This is a genomic window from Geodermatophilus telluris (assembly GCF_900102745.1).
In the GTDB taxonomy this organism is placed as follows: domain Bacteria; phylum Actinomycetota; class Actinomycetes; order Mycobacteriales; family Geodermatophilaceae; genus Geodermatophilus; species Geodermatophilus telluris.
In genome coordinates this window covers 277,132-299,655 of the sequence record NZ_FMZF01000006.1, presented here as the reverse complement: position 1 = coordinate 299,655, position 22,524 = coordinate 277,132, and the positions used below count along the sequence as shown (strand labels likewise).

Here is a 22,524-nt window from a genome sequence, read left to right as displayed (position 1 = left end):
CTCCCTCGCCACGTCCCCGTTCCGACCGCATGGTCGGGGCCACGCCGGCTCGTTTCAAGGCATCCCGGAGCGGGCTGCGGCAGCGACGGGAACGGCGGGGCCGGTCCCCGCGTGCTCACGCTGGGCCGGGCGGTCCCGGTCGTCGCGTCCGCGGGTGGACCAGGCCGGTGCGGTAGGCGAGCACGACCAGTTGCGCCCGGTCCCGGGCACCGACCTTCGCCATCGCCCGGTTGACGTGCGTCTTCACCGTCAGCGGCGACAGCACCAGGGCCGCGGCGATCTCGGCGTTGCTCGACCCGAGCGCGACCCAGCTCACCAGCTCCAGCTCCCGCTCGGTCAGCTGCCCGAAGGCTGCGCGGGCGTCTGCCGCCTCGTCGTACGGGGGGCCGGGGTCCGCGCCGCCGAGCACGTAGTCCTCGACCAGGGCCCGGGTCGCCCGCGGGGAGAGCAGCGCGTCCCCGGCCGCGACCACCCGGACCGCCTGGATCAGGTCGGCCGGCTCGGATCCCTTGCCGACGAACCCGCTGGCACCCGCCCGCAGGGCGAGCAGCACGTTGCGGTCGTTGTCGAAGGTGGTCAGGACGAGGATCCGCACGCCGGCCAGTGCCGGCTGGGCGGTGATCGCCCGGGTGGCGGCGATGCCGTCGAGGACCGGCATCCGCAGGTCCATGAGGACGACGTCGGGGCGGTGCAGCTGGGCCAGTCGGACGGCCTCGCTGCCGTCGCCGGCCTGGCCGACCACGGTGATGTCCGGTGCACTGCCGAGCACGGCCGCCACCCCGGACCGGATCAGCGGCTGGTCGTCGGCCAGGAGCACCCGGATCGGTGCGGTCATGCGCGGGCCGGCCGGCGGGTCGGGATGCGGAGGTGGACGGTGAAGCACCCGTTCCCGCCGGGTCCGGCGCGGAGCTCCGCACCGATCAGGTCGGCTCGTTCGCGCATGCCGAGCAGGCCGTGTCCGGCGCCCGGCCGCGTCTCCGGCTGGACCGGGTTGGTCACGGTGACCACCACCGAGCCCGACCGGGCCGCGACGGCGAGCACGGCCTCTCCGGTGCCGTGCTTGAGCGCGTTGGTGAGCGACTCCTGCACGATGCGGTAGGCCGCGATGTCGGCCACCTCGTCGAGCCCGGTCGCGCCGGGGTCCTCCGGCTGCTCCGCCACCGTCAGCCGCAGTCCGGCGGTCCGGACCGACTCCAGCAGCTCGGGGAGGCGAGCCAGCCCGGCCGGGGCCGGTCGCAGGTCGTCGACGTGGGCGGCCTCGGAGCGGGTGCGCAGCAGACCGACCACGGCGCCGAGCTCGGTCAGCGCCGTCCGCCCCGAGGCACGCACCTGGCCGAGCGCGAGGCGCACCTGGTCGCGGTCGGTGTCCAGCAGCTGCTCGGCCGCGCCGGCCTGGACCCCCATCACCGCGACGTGGTGGGCGACGACGTCGTGCAGCTCGCGGGCGATCCGCAGCCGCTCGTCGGCGACCTGCCGGTCGGCCTCGTCCTGCCGCGTCCGCTCGGCCGCGGCGGCCCGCTCGGTGGCCGCGCGCACCAGGGCCTGCTGCCCGGCCACGGCGACACCGGCGGCGGTGCAGGCCGCCATGAGGGCCAGCGGGGCGAGCACCCGGCTGTCCCAGCCGCCCGTGGCGAGGTCGGTGCCCAGGTAGACCAGGCAGCAGACCGCCAGCAGCACGACCGCGACGCGCAGCGGCCGCCGCAGCGCGACCAGGAGCAGGGCCACGAGCACGAGCACCACCAGACCGGTGGGCGCGCCGAGCAGCAGCTGGACGGTGGTGCAGACCGCCAGGCAGCCCAGCACCGCCAGGGCCGGCCGCCGCCGCAGCAGCAGGAGTGCGGCCCCGCCGAGCAGTGCCCCGACGAGCACGGCCCACGGCCGACCGCCGTCCGGTCCGGGTGGTTCGCCGCCGGGGACCACCGCGGCCAGCAGCGTCGCTGCCGCCACGGTCACGCCGTACCGCAGGGTCGGCGGCCGTCCTGCCGGTGCTGCACCCACGCCCGGCACGGTACGGGCGCACCGCGACCGTCGGCGGCCGTCACCGGGCGGAACCGGCCAGCGGGACGTCGTGTCCCCCCACCGGGGCCGGCGGCGGCACGGAGCCGGTGCGGGCCCGGGCCAGCACCACGACGGCGGTGACCCACAGCAACCCGGCCAGCCACGGCGAGGCCGGTCCCAGCCGGTCGGCGGCGCCGGCCAGCGGGGTGTCCACGCCCACCCGGTCGAGCAGCCACCCGGTCGCGGCCACCCCGGTCAGCACCGCGGCGGCCACCCGCAGGCGCCGGTGGGCCGGGGTGCGGGCGAGCACGACCAGCGGCGGGAGCACCAGGAGGACGACGGCCAGCTGCGCGAGCTCGATGCCGACGTTGAACCCCAGCAGGCCGCGCACCAGCTCGCCGCCGGAGAGGTCGAGCCCGGACAGGGTGCCGGCGAAGGCGAGTCCGTGGACGAGGCCGAAGACGCCGGCGACGAGCGGCTCCCGGCCGGGGAACAGCGGCCGGACGGCGTGCGCGGCGGCCACCAGGATGCTCACCGCGATCGCGGCCTCGACCGCCCGGCCGGGCACCGGCAGCCCCAGCGCACCCAGGGCGAGGGTGGCCGAGTGGCCGAGGGTGAAGGCCAGCGTGGTGCCGGTGATCCGCCGGACGGTCCTCCGGGCCGGCACGGTCGCCCGCCACCGGCCCGCGGCCGCCAGCAGCGGGGCAGGGAGCAGCAGGGTGAGCAGGAACAGCTGGTGGTCGGTGCCCTCGGCGACGTGCGAGACGCCCAGGGCGACCATCTCGGGGAAGCCGGCCCGGCTCCCGCCCCCCGTGTCGGCGGTCAGGTCCACCTGCAGCGCGGGGATCGTGCCGGTGACCGTGTCGACCGTGACCGTCCCCAGGGAGGCCGGCAGGTCACCGGCGACGACCGCGCCGGTGTCGTCACTGCGCAGCACCACGTAGGCGTCGGCGGTGACGACCTGGTGCACCACGGCGTCGTAGTCCAGCTCGAAGCGGTGCACGTCGGCGCCCGCCGGCGGGACGAGGACGACGTCGGCGGTGACCGCGGGGAAGGTCCCGGTGCCGTACTGCTCGGTGGTGGTGGTCGCGACGTCGCTGACCCGGACCTCCCAGTCGCCGGCGTCGGAGGTGACCGCGACGTTGTCGGTCAGGTACCCGGCCACGGCGTCGGCGGTCTCCGCGTCCACGGGTGCACCGGCGCCGTCCTGCCCGACGAGGGGCAGCCCGCTGGCGGTCGCCAGGTCGGTGGCGGGCACCAGCAGGTCGCCGTCGACCCGGTCGGCGTGCAGGTCGAGCTGCAGCACGCTGGACGGGACGACGTGCGCCGAGGCGGGGCCGGCGGACAGCAGCAGGGCCACGGCGACCAGCAGGACGGCGCCGGCCACCCGTCGCCCGAGCGCCCCGGCCCGGACCCCGCGCAGGGGTCGGCGCGGGGTCCGGGCCGGGGTCGCCGTCATCTCAGGAGGTCAGGCCGGCGTAGTCGGACTGCTTGTCCCGCCACACCGCGTGCAGGTGGGCGCCGTCCAGGACGATGCCGTTCTGCAGGGAGAACTCGATCCACACCGACGGCCCGTCGATGCGGACGTAGTCCCCGACCTCGCTGACCGAGCTGGTGCCCGAGAAGGCGACGTGGGTGTCGTCGAGCTCGCCCTCGTAGCCGGCGAGGATGGTCTCCGCGTCGGCGTCGTCGACGTCCCCGACGTAGGTGGCGATGGCGGCCAGCAGCAGCGCCTTCTGCTCGTCGTCCAGCTCCGAGCCGACCAGGCCCTCCGAGGTCTCCGGGAACGCCCAGTCGTTGCCGGGGCCGAGCAGGATGTCGCCGTAGCTCTGCGACAGCTGCGCGGCGGCCAGCTGGTCGTCGTCCAGCGAGCCGAGCAGCGCGGCGAACGCGGCCTGCTCCTGCTGCTCGGGCTGCACCGTCTCCCCGTCCTGCTCGACCGTGCCCAGCGGCTCGATGCCGCGGAAGGAGGGGGTGGCCCCGGCCAGGGCACCGTCGACGTAGGTGTTGGCCACCGCCAGGTGGTGGCCGCCGAACTGCAGCTCCCAGGTGCCCGAGTCGCTGGGCTCACCCAGGAAGGCGATGAAGTAGTCGCCCCGGCCGTAGTCGTCCCCGCCGCCGTTGTCGGCGAGGTAGTCGTCGGCCGCGAGGTGCTGCAGGATCTCGTCGAAGCCCTCGTCCGCCGCGCTGCCGGTGACGCCGGCCAGCAGGTCCTCCAGGGCCGACCACTGCTCGTCGGTGAGGCTGTCGGTCTGCAGGCCGACCCGGCCGGTGCTGCTGGCCGAGCCCGCACCGCCGCTGGGCGCTCCACCGCTGGGCGCGCCGCCGCTGGGCGCTCCACCGCTGGGTGCCGCTCCGCTCGGCGGGGTGCCGCCGCCCGGCGCGGCACCGCCGCCACCGGTCAGCAGGGCGTCGGGGAGGTTCGACCAGTTGCTCGCGTTGGCGAACGTGTAGTCCTGCTGGAGCGCTGCGGCCTGCTCCTCGTCCAGCGTGGCCGCGAACGCCTCGGCCAGGGCGACGACGTCGCCGGAGCCGGAGGTCGCGGGGGACGAGGTCGCGCTGGCCGAGGTCGACGCGGACGACGAGTCGCCGCTGTCGCCCGAGCCGCAGCCGACCAGCCCCAGGGACAGCAGCACGGCCGCACTCGCGGCGAGGGACGTGGTGGGGACGCGGGGGTTCACACCGACAGCGTCCGCGTCCGAGCGCTCCGCCGTCGTCGTCCCTCCGCAGGCCCTGCCGTCCGGCGTACTGCGACCGCAGTACGGCTCGGCGCCGGCGGGCACGATGGGGACCGTGATCCGCCTCGTGCCCGTCACCGTGGACCTGCTGGACGCCGCGATCGCCGGTGACGACGCCCTCGCGCGTGCGCTCGGGCACGACGTGGCGCCCGGCTGGGTGACCTTCCGGGAGGCCCTCCTGGCCACGCGAGGCGCCCTCGCCGCGGCGTCCACGACCTCGCCGTGGGGCGCGCGGTTCTTCGTCTCCGGTGAGCCGCGGGAGCTGGTCGGCTGGGGCGGCTTCAAGGGCCCGCCCGAGGAGGGCGCCGTCGAGATCGGCTACGAGATCGCCGGAGGACGCCGTGGTCGCGGCCTGGCCACCGCGGCGACCCGGGCCATGGTCGCCGAGGCCCTCGCCGACGAGCAGGTCACCAGGGTGGTCGCCCACACGCTGCCCGAGCGCAACGCGTCCACCAGCGTCCTGCGGAAGGCCGGCTTCGGCCACGACGGCGAGGACCTCGAGGACGGCGAACGGGTCTGGCGCTGGACGCTGCTCCGTCCACCGGCCCGGGACGAGCCGACCACGGGATGACGTCCGCAGCGGCCGGCCGGGAGCGGGTGCCGGTCAGCGGCGGGCGGGCTGCGGCGCGCGGTGGCGGGCGAGGTGGTCGCGGAACCCGTCGACGAGGAAGGCGCGCGCCTTCCGGCTGATCGGAGCGGACGCGGCGACGAGGTCGAAGCCGTGGAAGGCGCCCCGGTAGACCTCGAGGCTGACCGGCACGCCGGCGGCCTCCAGGCGCCGGCACCAGTCGACGACCTCGTCGTGGAAGGGCTCGATGTCGCCGACGAAGGTCAGCGTCGGGGGGAGGCCGGCGAGGTCGGTGGCCCGCGCCGGAGCCGCGGAGGCCGGCACGTCGCCGCCGCGCAGGTCCCCGAGGTAGAGGTCCCAGGCGGCGGTGTTGGTGGTGGTGTTCCACACCGGGGTGGTGTTGTCCCGCGAGGACGCGGTGGGGCGGTCGTCGATCATCGGGTACAGCGGCACCTGGAAGGCGACGGCGACCTCGCCCCGGTCGCGGGCCACCAGGGTGACCGCCGCGGTCAGGCCGCCGCCGGCGCTCTCGCCGCCGACGACCAGCTGGTCGTCGGCGACGCCCAGGTCGCCGGCGGAGTCGCGCAGCCACAGCAGGGCGTCGTAGCAGTCGTCCAGCGCCGCGGGGTAGGGCGCCTGCACCGACAGGCGGTAGTCGGGCAGGACGACCACGGCGTTGGCGGCGGTGACCAGGCGCCGGGCCGTGGCCAGGCTCTGCTCCGGGGTGCCGAGGGCGTAGCCGCCGCCGTGGATCCACAGCACACCGGGTGCCTGCCGGCGGGGGACGGCCGGGCGGACGACCAGCAGGCGCAGGGGCGAGCCGTCGCGGCGGGGAGTCCAGCGCTGGGTCACCTCGATGTCGCCGCGGACCTGGCTGCGCTCGCGGCCGGGGCGGTGGCGGCGCCGGGCCAGGGCATTCATCACCCGGACCTGCCGCCGGAAGCCACCCGGGGTGCTGGGCGTCAGGCGGCCGAGCAGCCGGCCCGCCCTCCGCAGGCCGGGGTCCACCTCGTACCGCGATCGGCTCATCCTCGGCTCCCTCCTGCGTGCCGGCTGCCGGCACGACCCCTGCTCGGTCCGGTGCCCGCCGCTCGGGAGCTCGGCCGGCCGCGGACATCCTGCCTGCCGGCGCCCGACGCCGCCCGGCCGGAGGACCACGGTCGTGCGTGTGTGGTCGACGACCGCGCCGGGTGCCGGCAGCCGCTCGACGAGGAGCACCTCGGTGCCGTCGAGGACGCCGAGCTGCACCTGGGTGGCCGACGACGGCGGGCACGTCCTCCGGGACGGCATCGCCGCCTCGCGCAGGCCCAGCGCCGGCTCCACGGTCAGGAGGGCGTGGCGCACCACAGCGGGTGCCACGGGCCGGAGTGTCCCGAGACGCGAACGCCCCGGGCTCCTGACCTGCAGGAGCACCGAGGCGATCGAGTGGCCGCGGGGGGACCTGGGCACCGTGGCGCGGGAGCCGTCCCACCATCGGCCGTCCTGGTGGGGGAGGGACGCGGTGTGCGCGGCTCCGTGGGCACGGTCGCACCCTGACCCTCCGGCCGGACGAGATCACTTCGTCTCATCGGGCGAGGCGTCGCCGAAGGGGGCGGCGGCGTGCGATCCGAGCGCGTCGGCGGGGACACGCAGGCGTCGGCGGTGTCAGGGAAGACCCGGTGGCCAGGAACTGACAGCTGTCGTCCGGCCTCTGGTTGCGGCTCGGGAACCTCATCCGCTGGCCGCTGGCCGCTGGCCACTGGCCACGCTCCACGGCCGCCCGACGGCTCGCCAGTCCTCCGGCGACAGCTCACGGTACTGACGCGTGGCTAGGTCAGGGTGAGCTCGTCCTTCGCCTCCATGATCGTGAGCGTCACCCTGTCCTCGGTGGCGGTCTCGAGCCGGGACAGGACGTCAGGGGTCTCGGCGTACCACGGGGGGTTGTGGAAGGTCCCGTGGTGGATGGGGACCAGCTGTTCGGCTCCGAGCACCACGGCCGCTGCGGCCGCCTGCTCGGGCGACATGATGACCGGCAGCCCGCTGGGGATCACTCCCGGGAACTCCACCGTGGCGGCGTTGACGGGCAGGAAGACGGCGTCGAAGGCGCCGAACTGCTCCCTGATCTTCCACCAGTAGCCGTGCCACAGGGTGTCTCCGCAGTGGAGGATGCGGCGTTCGTCGGCTTCCACGACGTAGGCGTGTTGTGCGTCCCCGATCCCGTCCACGGAGAAGGTCGGGGTGATGGTCAGTGCCCCCACTCGGATCGGCTGGCCGACGATGGCGCCGATGATGCCGGTCAGCCCGCTGCGCCGCGCGTCGTCCACAGCCTGGTCGGGGACGTAGACCGGGAGGTCGGCGCCGTAGAAGTCAGCGATGGCCTCGGCATCGAAGTGGTCGGTGTGCAGGTGGGTGCTGAGCACGGCGTCCACCGGCCCGAAGTCGGTCAGGGGGTAGAAGGGGTCCCTGGGTGGCCCCCAGCCCTCCTCCAGGGTGAACAGCGGGTCGATGGCGATCCGCCCGTTCGCGGTCTCGATCCTGATGCCCGCCCAGGGCATCCTCTGGATGCGCATGCGTGGCTCCTCTCCACCTCGCTCGGTGAGGTCGTGCGGCAGGTGCGACACGACGGGACGCGTCGCCCGTGGGGGCCGGCTGTCCTGCGGCTCGCCGCGGCGCCGGTGCGGGGCACAGACGCCTTCCTGCGCCCACCGGTCCGCGACGAGCCGCGCTCGGGTGTCCGGGGCGTCCTCCCGGACGTCGGTCAGCCAGCTGTGCACGCCGTCGTACGCCGCGACGCCGGCACTCGCATCCGCCTGCTCGGTCTCCTCGGATAGGTGGCCGTCGACGCCGTCGGGGTCGTCGTCGCAGGCCGGATGTGCTGCCCGGTCCCCGGGCGTCTGGCTCGCCGCCGCCCAGTCGCGTCCGAGGGCCGGCGCACCGGGGGTCAGGAGGCGACTAGGACGTCGTCCACGGCGAGTGCGGTGGTCTTCCAGGCCTCGAGCTCGGCGAGCTGGCTCTCGAGGGCCTCGCGGATCACCTTCACCGCGAAGTTGCCGGTGACGAGGCGCCGCGGGGGGCGCTCGGCGTCGACGACGGAGAGCATCGCCGCTGCGACGCGATCGGGGGCGTTGAAGGTCTCGGGCGGCAGTTCGCCGATGGCCTTCTGCACCTCGCGCACCGTCTGGTCGTAGTCGGCGATCGAATCGGCGACGGCCAGGTTGGAGAGGAAGGCGGTGGCGGTCGGGCCGGGCTCGACCAGGGTGACCTTGATGCCCAGGGGTTCCAGCTCCGGGACCAGGGCGTCGGTGAGACCCTCGACGGCGTACTTGGTGGCGCTGAGCAGCCCGACCCCCGGCTCGGCGATCCGGCCGTAGTACGACGACCCCTGCAGGACGTGCCCGCTGCGCTGGGCACGCAGGACCGGCAGCGTCGCCCGCAGCACGTGCAGGACCCCGAAGACGTTGGTCTCGAAGGTGGCCCGGGCCTGCGTGTCCGTGGACTCCTCGACGGCCCCGAACAGGCCGTAGCCGGCGTTGTTGACCACCACGTCGATCCGGCCGAACGCGTCGAGGGTCCGGGCGACGGCGTCCTCGACGTCGGCGGGCCGCCGTACGTCGGCGACCTGTCCGAGAACGCGAGACCCGTGTCGTTCGACCAGCGGGTCGAGTGCTGCCGTGGTGCGGGCCAGTGCGGCGACGTTGTCGCCGCGACCGGCGGCCGCCCGAGCGACAGCCAGGCCGATCCCTGACGACGCTCCCGTGACGAACCATGTGCGCGAGGTCTCCTCGGTCATGGCGGTGAGCCTCACCGGTGACGTCGGCTGTCGCGCCCGTGGGAACCACTGGCGCCCGACACCCAGGGCGCCCGCTCCCCGTGACCGCAGGCCTCCCGCACGGGCCACCCGTGCGGGAGGCACCTGGTGCGGCTCACGGACGAGAGCGACTGCCGGAGGAGCCGCCGCCGGTGGTCTCCGGCCAGGACCTGGAGCGTCTCCCGGCCGGTCGCGCGGACGGCTCGCCGGCGACCCGCGTGCGTCGGCCGTCCTGCCCTGACGACGGCGCAGCGCGGGCGGGGACTGCGGATGCCACCGGGCACAGGTGCGAGGGGGCTGTCGTCGTCTCCGGGCCCGTGGGTCTCACGGGCGCGACGGACCGCCGTGCACGCGAGGCTGCCCACCGTTCCAGCAGCACTCGATCCGGCTGGGAGGTCGGCGGCGTGTGGTCCCCGGATGCGTTCGAGCACCTCCAGGCGTTCGGGCAGCTGCTCGACCGGTGGCTGCGGCGATGGCTCCGCCGTCCGTCCACCCACGCCGGGGGCTGATGCCGGACTCCGTCCGACAGCGGCTGACGTCCTCGTCAAGGAGCAGAGACATGCGCGCCGACATCGTCCCCGGCGGGACGTTCCCCGACTACGAACTGACCGACCACAGCAAGAAGCGGCGACGCCTGAGCGAACTGCAGGGCAGCGACCCGCTGGTCCTGCTGCTCTCCCGCGGCCACTACTGCCCGAAGGACAACCAGCAGCACCTCAGGCTGGCAGCCGTGCAGGCGGAGTTCGCGGTCGCCTACACGCGCATCGTGACGATCTCGACGGACAACATCGTCACCACCCGGGAGTTCCGGGCCTCGGTGGGCGCGACCTGGACCTTCCTGTCCGACGTCGGTCGCAAGGTGCAGAAGGACCTCGACATCAAGGAGTACACCGACCCCCATCACGACCCGATGGTCCCGCACACGCTCGTGCTCAAGCCCGGGCTGGTGATCCACAGCGTCTACAACGGCTACTGGTACTGGGGTCGGCCCTCGGTCGAGGACCTGCGGCGCGACCTGCGCGAGGTCACCCGGGACATCCGGCCGGACTGGGACCTCAGTGCGGCTGGCTTCCGTGAGGCGTGGGAGGCCGGAGACCACTCGCGGTTCTTCCACGACGAGGACGCTGACCCCGTGCTGCGCGCCCTGTAGCGAGACGGACCTGGCGCCGGGCGCAACGGCTCGAGGAGGTGGCTGTGGGATGACCGATCGGTTGCTGTCGGTCAACGTCGGCGGGCCACGCGAGGTGTCCTGGCGGGGGAGGACGGTTCGCACCGCCGTCTACAAACAGCCCGTCCCCGGCGTCCGGATGGTGCGCCGCATCAACATCGACGGCGACGAGCAGGCCGACCGGCTGGCTCACGGCGGCGAGCACCGCGCCGTCTTCGTGTACCAGATCGGGTCCTACCGCTACTGGGAGCAGGTCCTCGGTCGGGAGGACTTCGTCCACGGCCAGTTCGGCGAGAACTTCACCGTCGAGGGCCTGCCCGACGACGAGGTGTGCATCGGAGACCGGTACCGCATCGGGCAGGCGGAGTTCGAGGTCACGCAGCCGCGGGTCACCTGCTACCGCGTCGGCATCCGGCTGGGCGTCCCCGAGATGCCGACGCTCCTGGTCGCCCATCACCGGCCCGGGTTCTACCTGCGGGTCCTCCAGGAGGGTCTCGTCGAGGCAGGTCAGGAGATCGTCAGGACCGGTGAGGCCCAGGACCGTCTCACCGTGGCGGACGTCGACGCTCTCCTGTACCTGCCGGGCCGGTCGCGGGCGACGCTGCGCCGTGCGGTCGCCATCCCCGCGCTGAGCCGGGGCTGGCGCGACAGCTTCCGGGCGCTGCTCGACCAGGCTCCCGAGGAGGCCGCGTCCCGGCCGGCCTGGGAGGGTTTCCGGCCGATGCGGGTCGCGGCGAAGCAGGCGGAGAGCAGCACGATCAGCTCGTTCCGCCTCCTGCCCGCGGACGGCGGTGCGGTGCCGGCCGCCGAGCCGGGCCAGTACCTGACGCTGCGCCTGCAGCCCGACGCCGAGGCGCACCCGGTGCTGCGCAGTTACTCGATGTCCCGTCCGCCGGACGCGCAGTCCGGCTACCGGGTCAGCGTCAAGCTGGAGCCCGGGGGCTCGGCCAGCGGCCTGCTGCACCGCACCGTGCAGGTCGGGGACCTCGTCGAGGTCGCCGCCCCGCGGGGACGGTTCACGCTCCACGCCGGCGAGCGTCCGGTGGTGCTCGTCAGCGCGGGCGTCGGCGCCACCCCGGTCCTGGCGATGCTGCACGACCTGACCGTCCGGCGCGATCCGCGGACGGTGTGGTGGGTGCACGGCGCCCGGGACGACGCGGAGCAGGCGTTCGCCGCCGAGGTGGACGAGCTCCTGGCGCGGCTCCCCGACGCCCACCGGCTGGTCGCCCACAGCCGGCCCCGGCCAGGCGCCGGCGCCCGGCCCGACGTGGTGGGCCGGCTCGGCGCCGGCGTGCTCGAGGACGCCGGCGTGCCGTTCGACGCGGACTTCTACCTCTGCGGCCCCGCCGGGTTCCTCCGCGACCTGGGCGCGGGCCTGGCGGCGCGCGGGGTGCCACCGGAGCGGGTCGCCGTCGAGGTCTTCGGCAGCGAGGGCGCCACCACGTCGGGCATCGTGGCCACGGGGACGCCGCGGGCGCCCCACCCGCCGCCGGGGGTCCGACCGCCGGGTCCGGGTCCCGCGGTGAGCTTCGTGCGGAGCAGGCTGACGGTTCCCTGGGACGCGCACTCCGGCACCCTGCTGGAGCTGGCCGAGGCCTGCGACGTGCCGGTGCGCTTCTCGTGCCGCAACGGGACGTGTCACACCTGCGAGAGCACCGTCCTCGCCGGCCGCGTCAGCTACGCGTCCGAGCCTCTGGAGCGGCCACCGGAGGGACGTGCGCTCATCTGCTGCAGCACGCCGGTCACCGACCTGGCGCTCGCCCTCTGAGCCGACCCGGGTCCCCGGGCAGGCTCCGGCCGTGCCGCCGGGACCCGGGATGCGCCCCGGGTCCCGGCGGCACGGCCGCGCGGACGGCTCGGTTCAGGACGGTGCCGCCTGGACGAGCTCGCGCCGTCTCGCCACCACGGCTCCGTGCAGGCTCAGGAGCGTCGCGAGGAAGACCTCGGAGAACGTCGGGAACGGCTGGATGGTGTCCAGCAGCACCTCGAGCGGCACGTGGGCCCGGACGGCCAGGGTCGCCTGCTGCAGCCACTCGCCGGCCTCCGGGCCGACGGCGTGCGCGCCGGTCAGCCGGTGGCCGTCGCTGAGCAGGGTCAGGTGACCGGTGCTCCGGGCGTACTCCCGGGTGTAGGTCGCCGTCTTCGCGACGTCCGCGATCGCGGTCGTGGCGGAGAAGGGCGCCTCCGTCGCCCCCACGGCGGCCGCCTGGGGGTCGGTGTAGACCACGCGGGGCACCGCCTCGTAGTCGGCCTCGCGCGGCTCCCCGAGGATGTTGGCGGCGGCGATCCTGGCCTGGTACTTGCCGACGTGGGTGAGCTGCCACAGGCCGGTGACGTCGCCGATGGCCCAGGTCCGCTCGGCCGCCCGCAACCGGGCGTCGACCGGGACGCCCCGGGCGTCGGGGGAGATCCCGACCGTCTCCAGGCCGATCCCCTCGACCCGCGGACGGCGGCCGGTGGCGACCAGGAGGCGGTCGCCGCGCAGCTCGCGGCCGTCCCCGAGCGTCAGCACGACGTCGTTGCCCTCGCGCCGGACCTGCTCCACCCGGGTGTCGAGCAGCACCTCGACGCCGTCTCGGCGCAGCACCTCACCGAGGGCGTGGCCGAGCGGCGCAGGCTCGCGGGCCAGCAACCGGTCGCCCATCTCGACGAGGACGACCTCGCCTCCCAGCCGTCGGACGGCCTGGGCCATCTCGACGCCGACCGCACCGCCACCCAGCACGAGCAGCCGGCGGGGCACCTCGGTCATGCCGGTCGCCCCGCGGTTCGTCCACACACCGTCGAGGTGCTGCAGCCCGGGGACGGGAGGCAGCACGGGGTCGGACCCGCAGGCGAGGACCACGTGCCCGGCGGTGTACCGGGTGCCGTCCACCTCGACGGCGCCGGGCCCGGCGAGTCGGCCGGTGCCGCGGAGCAGGTCGATGCCGTGGGCGTCCAGCCACCGTTCCTGGCCGGCATCGGAGTGGTGCGACACCATCTCGTCACGCCAGGCGAGGGCGGCGTGGACGTCGACCTGCGCGGTGGCGCCGGCTTCGCGTGCGGCGTGCACGGCCTCGCCGGCGCGCAGCAGCGTCTTGGACGGGATGCAGGCCCAGTACGAGCACTCGCCGCCGACGAGCTCTCGCTCGACGAGCGCCACGCGCAGCCCTCCCGCCGCGAGCGCCGCCGCACAGTGCTCACCGGGCGCGCCGCCGCCGAGGACGACGACGTCGTGGTCGGTCGTCATCGCCGCGCTCCCTCGAGGTGCCGGGACGCCTCGGTCGCGGCCTCCTCGACGGTGCGGCCGTGCTCGCGGGCGGTGACGTAGGCGGCGTACCAGCCCGACCAGTGGTGCGGAGGGGCGGTCGCCTCGTAGGGGCCGTGCTGCTCCTCGGCCTCGCGGAGCAGGGCGGTCAGGGTGTTGACGTCCATGGTGGTCCTCTCGGTCACGGAGGGATCGCGTGGAGGTCGCCCGCCGGCCGGGGCACCGACCTGTCGGCGCTCCGGTCGGGGCGGTGTCAGCGGCCGGGTAGGCGGGTGGTGATCTCCTGCAGGACCCAGGTGTTCCCGTCGGGGTCGCTGAAGGTCGCGTAGGAGGCGTAGCTGAGGCGCTGGGGGTGCGGTCCGCTGACCCGCGCTGCGGGGTCGGCCCGCAACGGGCCCTTGTGGGCGTCGTGGAAGACCTCGCTGACCTGCGCGCCGTGTGCGGCGAGCTCGGCGCGGGCGGCCTCGATGTCCGAGACGGCGAGGAACACGCCCTGGACAGGGCCGTCCGGCTGGACGGTGCCGGTGCCGAAGTGGACCGAGGTCGGCGACCCCGGCGGTGTCATCTGGACGACGCGGTAGCCGCCCTCGCCCGGGAAGTCGGCGTCCTCGCGCCAGCCCAGCTCCTTGTAGAACTGCTTGGCCCGGTCGACGTCGGCGACGTGCACCGAGACGACCTCGAGCTTCATGTCCACGGTGGACCTCCTCGTGTCCGGCTGCCGGCACCTGAGCGGTGTCAGGGAGACCGTGGCGCGCCGGACGCCGTGCTCGCCCCAGGGGAAGACCCTGGCCGGCCGAGGGGACGGGCCTGCCCGGGTGCGGTCGGCCCCCGCGGCCGCGGGTGGACCGCACGCGGTCGGGGCGGTCGGCCGCGCCGCGGGCCGGTGCGCGGCTCAGGCGCTCGCGGACGCCCGGTCGACCTCGAGCACGGACCGGCGCAGCTCCCGGCGCGTGGCCACGCCGACCTTGCCGAAGATCTTGCGCAGGTGCCACTCGACGGTCCGGGCACTGATGAACAGCGCGGCGCCGATCTCGGGGTTGGTCAGGCCCTGCGCCACGAGCCGGGCGATGTGCGCCTCCTGGGGCGTGAGCTCGGTCGGGGTGTCGGGGGTGCGCTTGCGGACCGTCTCCCCGGTGGCGAGGAGCTCGTGCCGCGCGCGTTCCGCGAACGCGTGGAGCCCCATGGCGCTCAGCGCCTCGTGCGCCGCCCTCAGCTCGGCGCGGGCATCCACGCGGCGCCCCTCCCTGCGCAGCCACTCGCCGTAGAGCAGGCGGGTGCGGGCGAGCGTGACCTGCACCGACGTCCGGTCCAGCCGGTCGACGGCCTCGCGGTAGAGGTCCTCGGCGGTGCGCCGGTCGCCGAGCAGGGCGCGGCTCGCCGCCTCGACGCCCAGCACCCAGTCGGTGCCGGTGGAGCGGGCCATCGCCGAGATCTGCTCGGCGGCCGCGCCCGCCGCCCGGGTGTCCCCGGTGCGGGCGCCCGCCTCGACCACCTCGGCCAGCGCCCACTGCGGAGGACCGGGTTCCAGCGGGTCGGCTGCTGCGTCCCGGGCGGCCTGCAGGGCCTCCTCGTAGCGCCCGTGGCCGTTGCACAGCACGGCGCGGGCCCACTGCACCACGTTGACGCCGACCCCCTCCCCGCGGCCGACGACGTCCTCGAGGCAGCTGGCGATCACCGGCTCGGCGATCTCGGCGGACCCGCGTACTGCCGCGAGGCACGCCTGGCCGTACGGGGCCAGCGAGCCCACCCCGCCGGTCACCTCCGCGAGGGACTGGAACTCCTGCACCAGAGCGGCGGCCGCGGTGAGCTCGCCGGTGAACAGGTGCACGAAGACGCGGCTGGTGAGCGCGAGGGGCAGGGCGCTGAGGGCTCCGGCCTGCCGGGTGGTCTGCAGGTGTCGGCGGGTGAGGACGTCCCATCCGGTGTCGTCCCACAGGGACACCGCCGTGGAGGCCGCCAGCCAGGCCGAGCGCAGGGCCTCGTCCAGGGTGAGCTCGTCGTCCACGAACATCCGGACCGCGCGACGGCAGAGGGGCGCCGATGCCGCGTACCCGTCGGTGAACCGGACGGCGAGGCCGTCGAGCAGGACGTCTCCCTTGCCGACGACCTCGGCGGGCGGGGCGCTGCTGGCGGCCTCGGCCACCTGGCGCGCACCCGGGCCCCCTGCGAACCGTCCGGCGAAGAGCGCCGCCGCCAGCGCGTCGAGGTAGGTGGTGCGGGCCAGTCGCGGGTCGAGCCGCTCCAGGCGCCGCGCCGCCCCCAGCAGCAGCGGCAGGGCGCCGTTGCCGTGGTGGGCGGCGAAGGACATCTGCGCCTGCAGCAGCTCCAGCCGCGCCCGGTCCGCCTCGCCCAGCGGACCCAGGGCGGCTGCGGTCAGGAGGCTCGCCGCCGCGGCGAACCGGCCGGCGGTCACCTCGGCCTGAGCGGCCTCCAGGGCGCGCTGGGCCCGTCGCCCGGGATCGGGCGTCAGCGCCGTCGCCCGTTCCAGGAAGGCGGCCGCTGCCGCCAGACCACCGTGGGCGAGCGCACGGTCAGCGGAGCGCTCCAGCTCTGCGGCCACGACCTCGTCCGGTCCCACCGCCGCACAGGCCCGGTGCCAGGCTCTCCGGTCGGGGTCGAGGGAGGGGTCGGTCACCTCGGCGAGCGCTGCGTGCACCCTGCGGCGATCCGACGGGGTGGCCGACCGGTAGACGGCCGAACGCACCAGCGGGTGCCGGAAGCGGATCCGGTCCCGCAGCTCGATCAACCCCGCGGCCTCGCACGCCGTCGCCGCCTCGGCCTCGATGCCGAGCAGGTCGGCGGCGCGCCAGAGAAGGAGGACGTCACCGACCGGATCGGCCGCGGCCGTGAGCAGCAGCCGCTTCGCCGGACGGGGGAGCGGCTCCACCTGCTGCAGGAAGGTGCGCTCGAGGCGCAGGGGCAGGGGCGGGGTCGTGGCCCCGGGGTCGCTGCAGAAGGCGAGGTCCGCTGTCGACCGCCCCCGAGGCAGCTCCAGCAGGGCGAGGGGGTTGCCGTGGCTCTCGGCGAGGATCCGTTCCCGGACCCTCGGGTCGAGGGGGCCCGTCAGGGCCGACTGCAGGAGCGCCGCGGCGTCGTGCGGCCCCAGTCCGCCCACCCGCAGTTCCGGGAGTCCGGTGAACCGGAGAGCCCCCTCGGGTTCTCGCACGGCGACCACGAGAGCCACCCTCTCGGCACCCAGCCGGCGGGCCACGAACTCCAGGACCTGCGCCGAGGCCTGGTCCAGCCACTGCGCGTCGTCGACGACGCAGACCAACGGCCCGTCGTCCGCCACCGTCGCGACGAGGGTGAGGACGGCCAGGCCGATGAGGAAGCGGTCCGGCGCGTTGCCCGACCGGAGCCCGAACGCGGTGCCCAGCGCATCCCGCTGCGGGGGCGGCAGGTCGTCCAGCCGGTCGAGGAAGGGGCTGCACATCTGGTGCAGGCTGGCGAAGGCGAGCTCCATCTCCGACTCGACCCCGGATGCGCGCGCCACCTGGCAGCCCACCGCGCGGTCCAGGACGACGTCGAGCAGGGCGGTCTTGCCGATCCCCGGTTCGCCGCGCAGGACCAGGACCTGGCTGCGTCCCGCCTTCGCCGCCGCCACGAGGCTGCTCAACCGGTCGGACTCGCCACGCCGCCCGAGCAGACCGGGCAGGGAGCTGGGGAGAGCCATGCCGACACCGCCCGTCTCGTCGGTCAGCGCGCTGCGGTACCCGGCCACCGGTGAGGGCGGCGGGAGCAGATGATAGTGACTCTCACTGCGGTGTGGCACTCCTCCGGACCGGCACGGGCGAGCCGGTGCGCAGGGCGAGTGACCGAGCACCCAGTGGCCCCGCCGGCCGGTCGTGCACCCGCTCGCGCGCGGCGGGAGGGCCGGGGGGCGAGCGGACGCGCAGCACCAGGGAGCCGCCCAGGGTGTCCCCCTGGTGTGAGGCAGCGCTCCCGGAGGCAGCGTCGAGCCCGTCCGAGACAGCGAGGAGGGCGGGATGAGCACCACCGAGGTCCGGCGCGACGAGAGCGCAGCAGCGGCGGGTGTCGCGACGGTCGACATGAAGCTGGAGGTGATCGTCATCCCCGTGTCCGACGTCGACCGGGCGATGGCCTTCTACCAGGGGCTGGGGTGGCGGCTGGACGGCGACTTCCGGGGCGGCGACCACTTCCGGGGCATCCAGTTCACGCCTCCGGGATCGGCGTGCTCCATCCAGTTCGGCACGAACGTCACCTCGGCGGCGCCCGGCTCCGCGCAGGGCCTGCACCTGGTCGTCGGCGACATCGAGGCCGCCCACGCCGACCTCGTGGCCCGAGGGGTGCCGAACAGCGGCGTCTACCACTGCCAGGAGGGCTACGCGTGCCGGTTCCCCGGCAACGACCCACCAGTGCCCGGCCCCCACCCCGACCGCGGCACCTACGGGTCGTTCCTGGACTTCACCGACCCCGACGGCAACGGCTGGGTCCTGCAGGAGGTCACCACCCGGTTCCCCGGGCGCGTCGAGGGGGAGACGACCTACGCGTCGGCGGACGACCTGTCCCAGGCCCTGCGGCGGGCAGCTGCCGCGCACGGCGAGCACGAGGCCCGCACTGGTCAGGCCGACCCCGACTGGCCGCAGTGGTACGCCGAGTTCATGCGGCGCGAGCAGACCGGAGAGCAGCCACCCAGCTGAGGTGCATCCGCGGGGTCGTGGCGGCGGCCAGGCGCAGCCGGGGCGGGCCGCACGGGCCGTCACGTCGACGGCCATCCGCATCGGCCCGGGACGGCGTAGCGCGTCCCGGGTCCACCTGCAGCCCGTCGGAGCGGCGCGACGTCCCGGGAGGACCGACATGCTGACCCGCGTCCACATGCCCCCGCTCGACGGCGCGTCCGGCTGGCTCAACAGCGGCCCGCTGAGCGCTGCCGCGCTGCGCGGCCACGTCGTCCTGGTCGACTTCTGGACCCTCACCTGCATCAACTGGCTGCGCACGGCGCCCTGGATCCGGGCCTGGTCACGGGCCTACCGGGCCGACGGGCTCCTGGTCGTGGGAGTGCACACGCCGGAGTTCTCCTTCGAACGCTCCCTCGACGGCGTGCGACAGGCGATCGAGGTCCGTGGGATCGACCACCCGGTGGCCGTCGACGACGACCACCGGATCTGGGACGCCTTCGGCAACCACTACTGGCCGGCGCTGTACTTCGTCGACGCCGACGGCGTCATCCGTGACCAGTACTCCGGCGAGGGACGCTACGAGGAGTCCGAGCGCCTCGTCCAGCGGCTGCTCGGGGTCGACCGGGAACTCGTCGACGTCGTCGCGGCCGGCGTCGAGGCGGCAGCCGACTGGGCGAACCTGCGGACGCCCGAGACCTACCTCGGCAGCGGGCGCGGACTGCCGCCCGTACCGCCGAGCGGGTACGCGACCGACGGCTCGACCAGCCACACGTCGTCGCCCGGCCTCCGGCCCGGACGGTGGAGCCTCCGGGGCGACTGGTCCGTCGGCGCCGAGAGCGTGCGGCTGCGTGAGGCCGGCGGGAGCATCGCCATCGGCTTCCACGCCCGCGATGTGCACCTGGTGCTCGCTCCGGGGGGCCGGCGACCGGTTCCCTTCCGTGTCGTCCTCGACGGCGAGGCCCCCGCCTCGGCACACGGCCTGGACGTCAGCGAGGAGGGAACGGGTGTGCTGCGCGAGGGCCGCCTCTACCAGTTGATCCGTCAGCAGGGGCCGATCCGCGACCGCACGCTGGAGGTCCAGTTCCTCGAGGCCGGCGCGGACGCCTACGCCTCCACCTTCGGCTGAGCGCCCCACCCGTGCGGGGTGGCACGCGGCTGGTCGGCACGTCGACCGGCCGTGGGGCCGTCCGTGACCGGGGGACGACGCACTGGGAGCAGGTCACCGGGGAGAGCCTGGGCGCTCGCTCGGCGAGGGAGTGGCCGCAGCACCTCGACGAGGACGACGGCGACGGACTCGGTGACAGCCGGGACACCGACCGGGAGCTCCTCGACGACGAGGTGGGGGACCGGCGAGCCGCGCGTCTCCTCGATCTCCGGTGGGGCGAACCCGGCCTGCGGGCAGACGTCGCCGATCGGTGCCCACCACCCGTACCGGGACGCGCCGGCCGTCGTCCTCCGACACCCCGGCTGCGAGGAGGTCGTCCTGCGAGTTCCTGAGCGGCCCGTCCCCGGCCGACCGGTGCGGGACCGGCCGGGGGACGACCGTCACCCGTCGCCGTCGTGTCCCTCCCGCGCCCTCTCGTCCTCGAGCGCCGGAGGAGTCGCCGGGTCCGGGTGGGCCGGAGTCGTGCCCGGGGCGGCACGCGTGGCGATCGTCGCGCGTGCCTCCGCGAGGCTCTCCCGCACGCACCCCCGGAGGGTGGCTGCCGCCTCGCCCCGCCAGCGGCGGAAGGCAGCGCGGATGACGACCAGCCCCAGGGCTGCGTTCCACCACACGGTGGGGTCGGTGTCCGGCACACCGCGCGCTGCTGCCAGCGCGCGGGTGAGCTCCGCCTCCCACTCGCGCTGCACGAGGAGCGTGCGGGGCAGCAGGACCGGGTTCGCGGCGACGATGCGGTCCCGCATCGCGAGTTCGTCAGCGTGTGCCTCGAGGTATTCGGCGAAGTCGAGGAGGGCAGCCTCCACCTGGTCGGAGGCGGTACCCGCCGGCGCCCTGGACACGGCGGTCCGGATGGCCTCCAGGAAGAGCGGCCGGTAGGCGAAGAGCACCCCGTCCTTGGTACCGAAGTGGCGGTAGAAGGTCGCAGGGCCGATGCCGGCCGCCGCGCAGATCTGCTCGACCGTCACGGCTTCCACACCGTGTCGGTCGAACAGCTCGAGCGCCACTCGCTCGACACGGGCCCGGCTGCGCTGCCACCGACCTGGACCCGTCCTCGCGGGCACCGGCTCCTCGGCCCCGGCCTCGCTCGCCGGTGCGGACTCGTCCCTCACCGCCCCACGTGACCTCCTCGCACACGGCGTGCCGGCCGACCGTCCGGTCAGGTGGGCACGTCCCTCGGGATCTTCCCGTGGATGGTGCAGCAACGACCAGGCCGGCGCAGGCAGGACAGTGCAGCTGCGGACGCCGGACGAGACGGCCCCGAGCGCTCGGTCGCACCCGGGCCCTCGCCCGGACCGCTCGTCGCAGCCGTCGTTCCCAGGAGGGCTGGAGCCGGCGGCAGGGGGTCGGCGGAGTGGGGAGCCTGCCGGCCGTGGTGCCGGACAGGTGCGGCGGAGCGCCGTCGCACCGGTCTGGTCCGACCCCGCGTCGGCGAGCACCCCCGGCTCCGCCGCAGGCGGCAGCCGTCAGCGCACCCTGCGGGTCGGTGCTGCGGTGAGGGACGGCCCCTGAGGGGCGGTGAGGGGTCCGAGGAGCGACTCGGTACACCCGCACACGACTCGACGGCTGGCGTCGAGCCGTCATCCGGTGCGTGGAGGACGTTGCCGAAGTGGGTCCTCAGGTCCTGCCGGTCGGACATGCCTCGGCGCGGGTGCGGACCCTGAGCTCCTCGGCGTCTTCCCCGCCGCCGCGCTGATCAGTGGCGAGCTGTGAGCACGGGTCGAGCCGCTGATCCACCGGGCAAGCCGGCCGTTCGCGGCCGCACCGGTAGACCGCGAACCTCCGACCGCGACCTGCTCGAGAGCATCGTCTTCGTGCTCGGCACCGGCACGGCTGGACCAAGCACCTGACCGAGCTCGGCTGCGGCTCGGGCTGGACCTGCTGGCGCCGACTCCACGAGCGGGCCGAGGCCTGTCCTTCGCCAACGCGAGTGTCCTGTTCGGCAACCCGCCGTTCCGGGAGACCTCCGCCCGCCGGGCTACTCCGGGCTCCGGTCGTCCCCGGGTGGTGCCGGTCGTCCCGGTCGCGGTGCCGGCGGCACCGGTCGTAGCGGCGACGCGCCGCGGCGTGCGGGGGCGCGTCGCCCTCGAGCGGTGTCTCCGAGCAGGTCCAGGGACGTCTGCAAGCTGTTCGCGCGTGCGACGCCCGGCGGTACGGGGACGGTGCTCCACCCGGGGCCGGCCGCCAGGGTCTGCAGTCCTCCACGGATCCGGGGCAATCGGGTGAAGACGTCGATGGTCGCGTTCTCCGACGCCTGGGCCCAGATGACGACCGCCGACGGATGGATCCGTCGGATCGCCGCCAGCGCGGCCGCCGTGGGCGTGGAGCCGAGCAGCCGACTCGGCGCCCCCTGCTCGGCCAGTGCCGCTGCGAGTGCGTGCAGGGGCAGGACATGACCTTCGGCCGATGCGCTGAGCAACAGCACCGGGCGCCGGGCGGTGACGGGGCGTGCCCCCACCAGTTGGTGGAACAGCCGGGTCGCGCACTCGCTGAGCAGGTGTTCCTCGGCGATGCACCGCTCGTCGCTCCTCCACTGTTCGCCCAGCGCGGCGAGTGCCGGCCGCAGCAGGTGGTCCCAGGTCGCGGTCACGCCGTGCGCGTCGACGGCCTGGTCGAGCACGGCGACGACGCGGTCGGCGTCCATCTGACGTGTCGAGGCATGCAACCGCCGGAGGCGCGCGGGCCACGACGGCGGTGAGGGGCGGGGAAGGACGGCGGTGGGCGCGTCGGCCCCGACCTCCGCTCCGTGTGGGGTGTCCGTGGCGCTTCGCGTCAGACGCACCGCCTCGGCGACGGTGGCTCCCTCCAGCAGCAGCAGCCGGACCGCCTCGAGCCGGGCGACGTCCTCACTGGTGTAGCTGCGGTGTTGGCCGGGCCGGCGGTCGGATGGGCCGAGGCCGTAGCGGCGGTCCCAGGACCGCAGCGTCGTCGGCGCAACGCCCAGTCGCCGGGCCACCACGGCGACGCTCAGCCGCGGGTCCGCGCTGGACTGCTCGGGCGGCCGCGCCACCCCGGAATCGTCCCCTGCTTCGTCGCTGAGGGCGAGTGTCCCGGGAGGTGCAGCACCGGGTCGGCGTCAGCAGCGCGACGCTCCTCGCCCCGGTCTCCCGCGACGCGGGCGCCCCCGGATCCGTGCTGACGTCACCACGATCACCGCGGAGGACGTCGCCGATGCCGCCCGCGCGCTGGGCGAGCGAGGAGCCGGCGGGTGACCCCGCGCTG

At 75.1% G+C, this 22,524-nt stretch carries 18 protein-coding genes and 2 pseudogenes; 7 read left to right on the top strand and 13 right to left on the bottom strand.

The genetic code is table 11. The features are described 5' to 3' along the window. Positions 1-115: 115 nt before the first annotated feature. Genes BLQ97_RS19285 through BLQ97_RS19270 form a run of 4 tightly spaced genes read right to left on the bottom strand, consistent with a single transcriptional unit; the run spans position 116 to position 4,679 of the window. Positions 116-835, bottom strand: a complete 720-nt coding sequence (locus tag BLQ97_RS19285; RefSeq protein ID WP_091367752.1) for a response regulator transcription factor — start codon at positions 833-835, stop codon at positions 116-118. Then, complete coding sequence (locus tag BLQ97_RS19280; RefSeq protein ID WP_139173755.1) at positions 832-1,998, bottom strand: sensor histidine kinase; 1,167 nt, start codon at positions 1,996-1,998, stop codon at positions 832-834. The genes BLQ97_RS19285 and BLQ97_RS19280 overlap by 4 nt, the downstream gene beginning before the upstream one ends. Before the next feature lie 40 nt (positions 1,999-2,038). Beyond that, positions 2,039-3,457, bottom strand: coding sequence for a HupE/UreJ family protein (locus tag BLQ97_RS19275; RefSeq protein ID WP_091367748.1), 1,419 nt, complete (start codon positions 3,455-3,457; stop codon positions 2,039-2,041). 1 nt (position 3,458) lies between these two features. Next, positions 3,459-4,679 (bottom strand): DUF3500 domain-containing protein, encoded by a 1,221-nt coding sequence (locus BLQ97_RS19270; RefSeq protein ID WP_217637279.1) that lies wholly within the window; start codon positions 4,677-4,679, stop codon positions 3,459-3,461. A 112-nt stretch (positions 4,680-4,791) separates the two neighbouring features. On the opposite strand from BLQ97_RS19270, the gene BLQ97_RS19265 reads away from it, so the two are divergent. Then, positions 4,792-5,307 carry a GNAT family N-acetyltransferase gene (locus tag BLQ97_RS19265; protein ID WP_175471822.1) on the top strand — a complete coding sequence of 172 codons (516 nt, stop codon included), beginning with the start codon at positions 4,792-4,794 and terminating at the stop codon, positions 5,305-5,307. Positions 5,308-5,340: 33 nt separating this feature from the next. On the opposite strand, the gene BLQ97_RS19260 is transcribed toward BLQ97_RS19265, so the two are convergent. The 3 genes from BLQ97_RS19260 to BLQ97_RS19250 form a co-directional block, all read right to left on the bottom strand. Next, positions 5,341-6,663, bottom strand: coding sequence for an alpha/beta hydrolase (locus BLQ97_RS19260; RefSeq protein WP_217637278.1), 1,323 nt, complete (start codon positions 6,661-6,663; stop codon positions 5,341-5,343). Positions 6,664-7,112: 449 nt separating this feature from the next. Beyond that, positions 7,113-7,853, bottom strand: a complete 741-nt coding sequence (locus tag BLQ97_RS19255; RefSeq protein WP_091367981.1) for an MBL fold metallo-hydrolase — start codon at positions 7,851-7,853, stop codon at positions 7,113-7,115. A gap of 371 nt (positions 7,854-8,224) precedes the next feature. Beyond that, positions 8,225-9,073 (bottom strand): SDR family NAD(P)-dependent oxidoreductase, encoded by an 849-nt coding sequence (locus BLQ97_RS19250; RefSeq protein ID WP_091367979.1) that lies wholly within the window; start codon positions 9,071-9,073, stop codon positions 8,225-8,227. Between the two features lie 577 nt (positions 9,074-9,650). Here BLQ97_RS19250 and BLQ97_RS19240 point away from each other — a divergent pair. Continuing rightward, positions 9,651-10,241, top strand: coding sequence for a peroxiredoxin family protein (locus tag BLQ97_RS19240; protein WP_175471821.1), 591 nt, complete (start codon positions 9,651-9,653; stop codon positions 10,239-10,241). A gap of 49 nt (positions 10,242-10,290) precedes the next feature. After that, positions 10,291-12,027, top strand: coding sequence for an MOSC and FAD-binding oxidoreductase domain-containing protein (locus BLQ97_RS19235; RefSeq protein WP_091367742.1), 1,737 nt, complete (start codon positions 10,291-10,293; stop codon positions 12,025-12,027). 93 nt (positions 12,028-12,120) lie between these two features. Here BLQ97_RS19235 and BLQ97_RS19230 read toward each other — a convergent pair whose 3' ends face one another. The 4 genes from BLQ97_RS19230 to BLQ97_RS19215 all read right to left on the bottom strand — a co-directional run bounded on the left by BLQ97_RS19230 (position 12,121) and on the right by BLQ97_RS19215 (position 17,176). Next, complete coding sequence (locus BLQ97_RS19230) at positions 12,121-13,485, bottom strand: dihydrolipoyl dehydrogenase family protein (RefSeq protein ID WP_091367740.1); 1,365 nt, start codon at positions 13,483-13,485, stop codon at positions 12,121-12,123. Then, a complete protein-coding gene (locus tag BLQ97_RS19225; RefSeq protein WP_139173753.1) occupies positions 13,482-13,688 on the bottom strand; it encodes a bleomycin resistance protein in 207 nt (68 codons plus the stop codon). The genes BLQ97_RS19230 and BLQ97_RS19225 overlap by 4 nt, the downstream gene beginning before the upstream one ends. 68 nt (positions 13,689-13,756) lie before the next feature. Next, on the bottom strand, positions 13,757-14,191 hold the full coding sequence (locus tag BLQ97_RS19220; protein ID WP_091367975.1) for a VOC family protein: 435 nt from the start codon (positions 14,189-14,191) through the stop codon (positions 13,757-13,759). A gap of 204 nt (positions 14,192-14,395) precedes the next feature. Beyond that, positions 14,396-17,176, bottom strand: coding sequence for an ATP-binding protein (locus tag BLQ97_RS19215; protein WP_091367972.1), 2,781 nt, complete (start codon positions 17,174-17,176; stop codon positions 14,396-14,398). Positions 17,177-17,489: 313 nt separating this feature from the next. On the opposite strand from BLQ97_RS19215, the gene BLQ97_RS19210 reads away from it, so the two are divergent. The 3 genes and pseudogenes from BLQ97_RS19210 to BLQ97_RS24470 form a co-directional block, all read left to right on the top strand. Continuing rightward, entirely contained in the window at positions 17,490-18,164 is a 675-nt protein-coding gene (locus BLQ97_RS19210; RefSeq protein ID WP_091367735.1) for a VOC family protein, read from the top strand. A gap of 157 nt (positions 18,165-18,321) precedes the next feature. Further along, positions 18,322-19,269, top strand: coding sequence for a thioredoxin family protein (locus BLQ97_RS19205; protein ID WP_091367733.1), 948 nt, complete (start codon positions 18,322-18,324; stop codon positions 19,267-19,269). Positions 19,270-19,287: 18 nt separating this feature from the next. Continuing rightward, a pseudogene (locus BLQ97_RS24470) lies at positions 19,288-19,632 on the top strand (hypothetical protein); the annotation flags it as partial. A 56-nt stretch (positions 19,633-19,688) separates the two neighbouring features. Here BLQ97_RS24470 and BLQ97_RS23460 read toward each other — a convergent pair. Then, positions 19,689-20,309: a TetR/AcrR family transcriptional regulator gene (locus tag BLQ97_RS23460; RefSeq protein WP_175471820.1), complete on the bottom strand. Its 621-nt coding sequence runs from the start codon at positions 20,307-20,309 to the stop codon at positions 19,689-19,691. Positions 20,310-20,962: 653 nt separating this feature from the next. On the opposite strand from BLQ97_RS23460, the pseudogene BLQ97_RS23080 reads away from it, so the two are divergent. Then, positions 20,963-21,214, top strand: a pseudogene (locus BLQ97_RS23080) (IS5/IS1182 family transposase); the annotation flags it as partial. A gap of 66 nt (positions 21,215-21,280) precedes the next feature. Here BLQ97_RS23080 and BLQ97_RS19195 read toward each other — a convergent pair. Then, positions 21,281-22,312 carry a MerR family transcriptional regulator gene (locus BLQ97_RS19195; protein WP_091367729.1) on the bottom strand — a complete coding sequence of 344 codons (1,032 nt, stop codon included), beginning with the start codon at positions 22,310-22,312 and terminating at the stop codon, positions 21,281-21,283. Positions 22,313-22,524 lie beyond the last annotated feature (212 nt).

Bases quoted from the DNA above. Each gene is read 5' to 3' on its own strand.
- BLQ97_RS19285 (WP_091367752.1), bottom strand. From the start codon at position 835: ATGACCGCACCGATCCGGGTGCTCCTGGCCGACGACCAGCCGCTGATC.
- BLQ97_RS19275 (WP_091367748.1), bottom strand. From the start codon at position 3,457: ATGACGGCGACCCCGGCCCGGACCCCGCGCCGACCCCTGCGCGGGGTC.
- BLQ97_RS19255 (WP_091367981.1), bottom strand. From the start codon at position 7,853: ATGCGCATCCAGAGGATGCCCTGGGCGGGCATCAGGATCGAGACCGCG.
- BLQ97_RS19250 (WP_091367979.1), bottom strand. From the start codon at position 9,073: ATGACCGAGGAGACCTCGCGCACATGGTTCGTCACGGGAGCGTCGTCA.
- BLQ97_RS19240 (WP_175471821.1), top strand. From the start codon at position 9,651: ATGCGCGCCGACATCGTCCCCGGCGGGACGTTCCCCGACTACGAACTG.
- BLQ97_RS19235 (WP_091367742.1), top strand. From the start codon at position 10,291: ATGACCGATCGGTTGCTGTCGGTCAACGTCGGCGGGCCACGCGAGGTG.
- BLQ97_RS19230 (WP_091367740.1), bottom strand. From the start codon at position 13,485: ATGACGACCGACCACGACGTCGTCGTCCTCGGCGGCGGCGCGCCCGGT.
- BLQ97_RS19220 (WP_091367975.1), bottom strand. From the start codon at position 14,191: ATGAAGCTCGAGGTCGTCTCGGTGCACGTCGCCGACGTCGACCGGGCC.
- BLQ97_RS19215 (WP_091367972.1), bottom strand. From the start codon at position 17,176: ATGGCTCTCCCCAGCTCCCTGCCCGGTCTGCTCGGGCGGCGTGGCGAG.
- BLQ97_RS19210 (WP_091367735.1), top strand. From the start codon at position 17,490: ATGAGCACCACCGAGGTCCGGCGCGACGAGAGCGCAGCAGCGGCGGGT.
- BLQ97_RS19205 (WP_091367733.1), top strand. From the start codon at position 18,322: ATGCTGACCCGCGTCCACATGCCCCCGCTCGACGGCGCGTCCGGCTGG.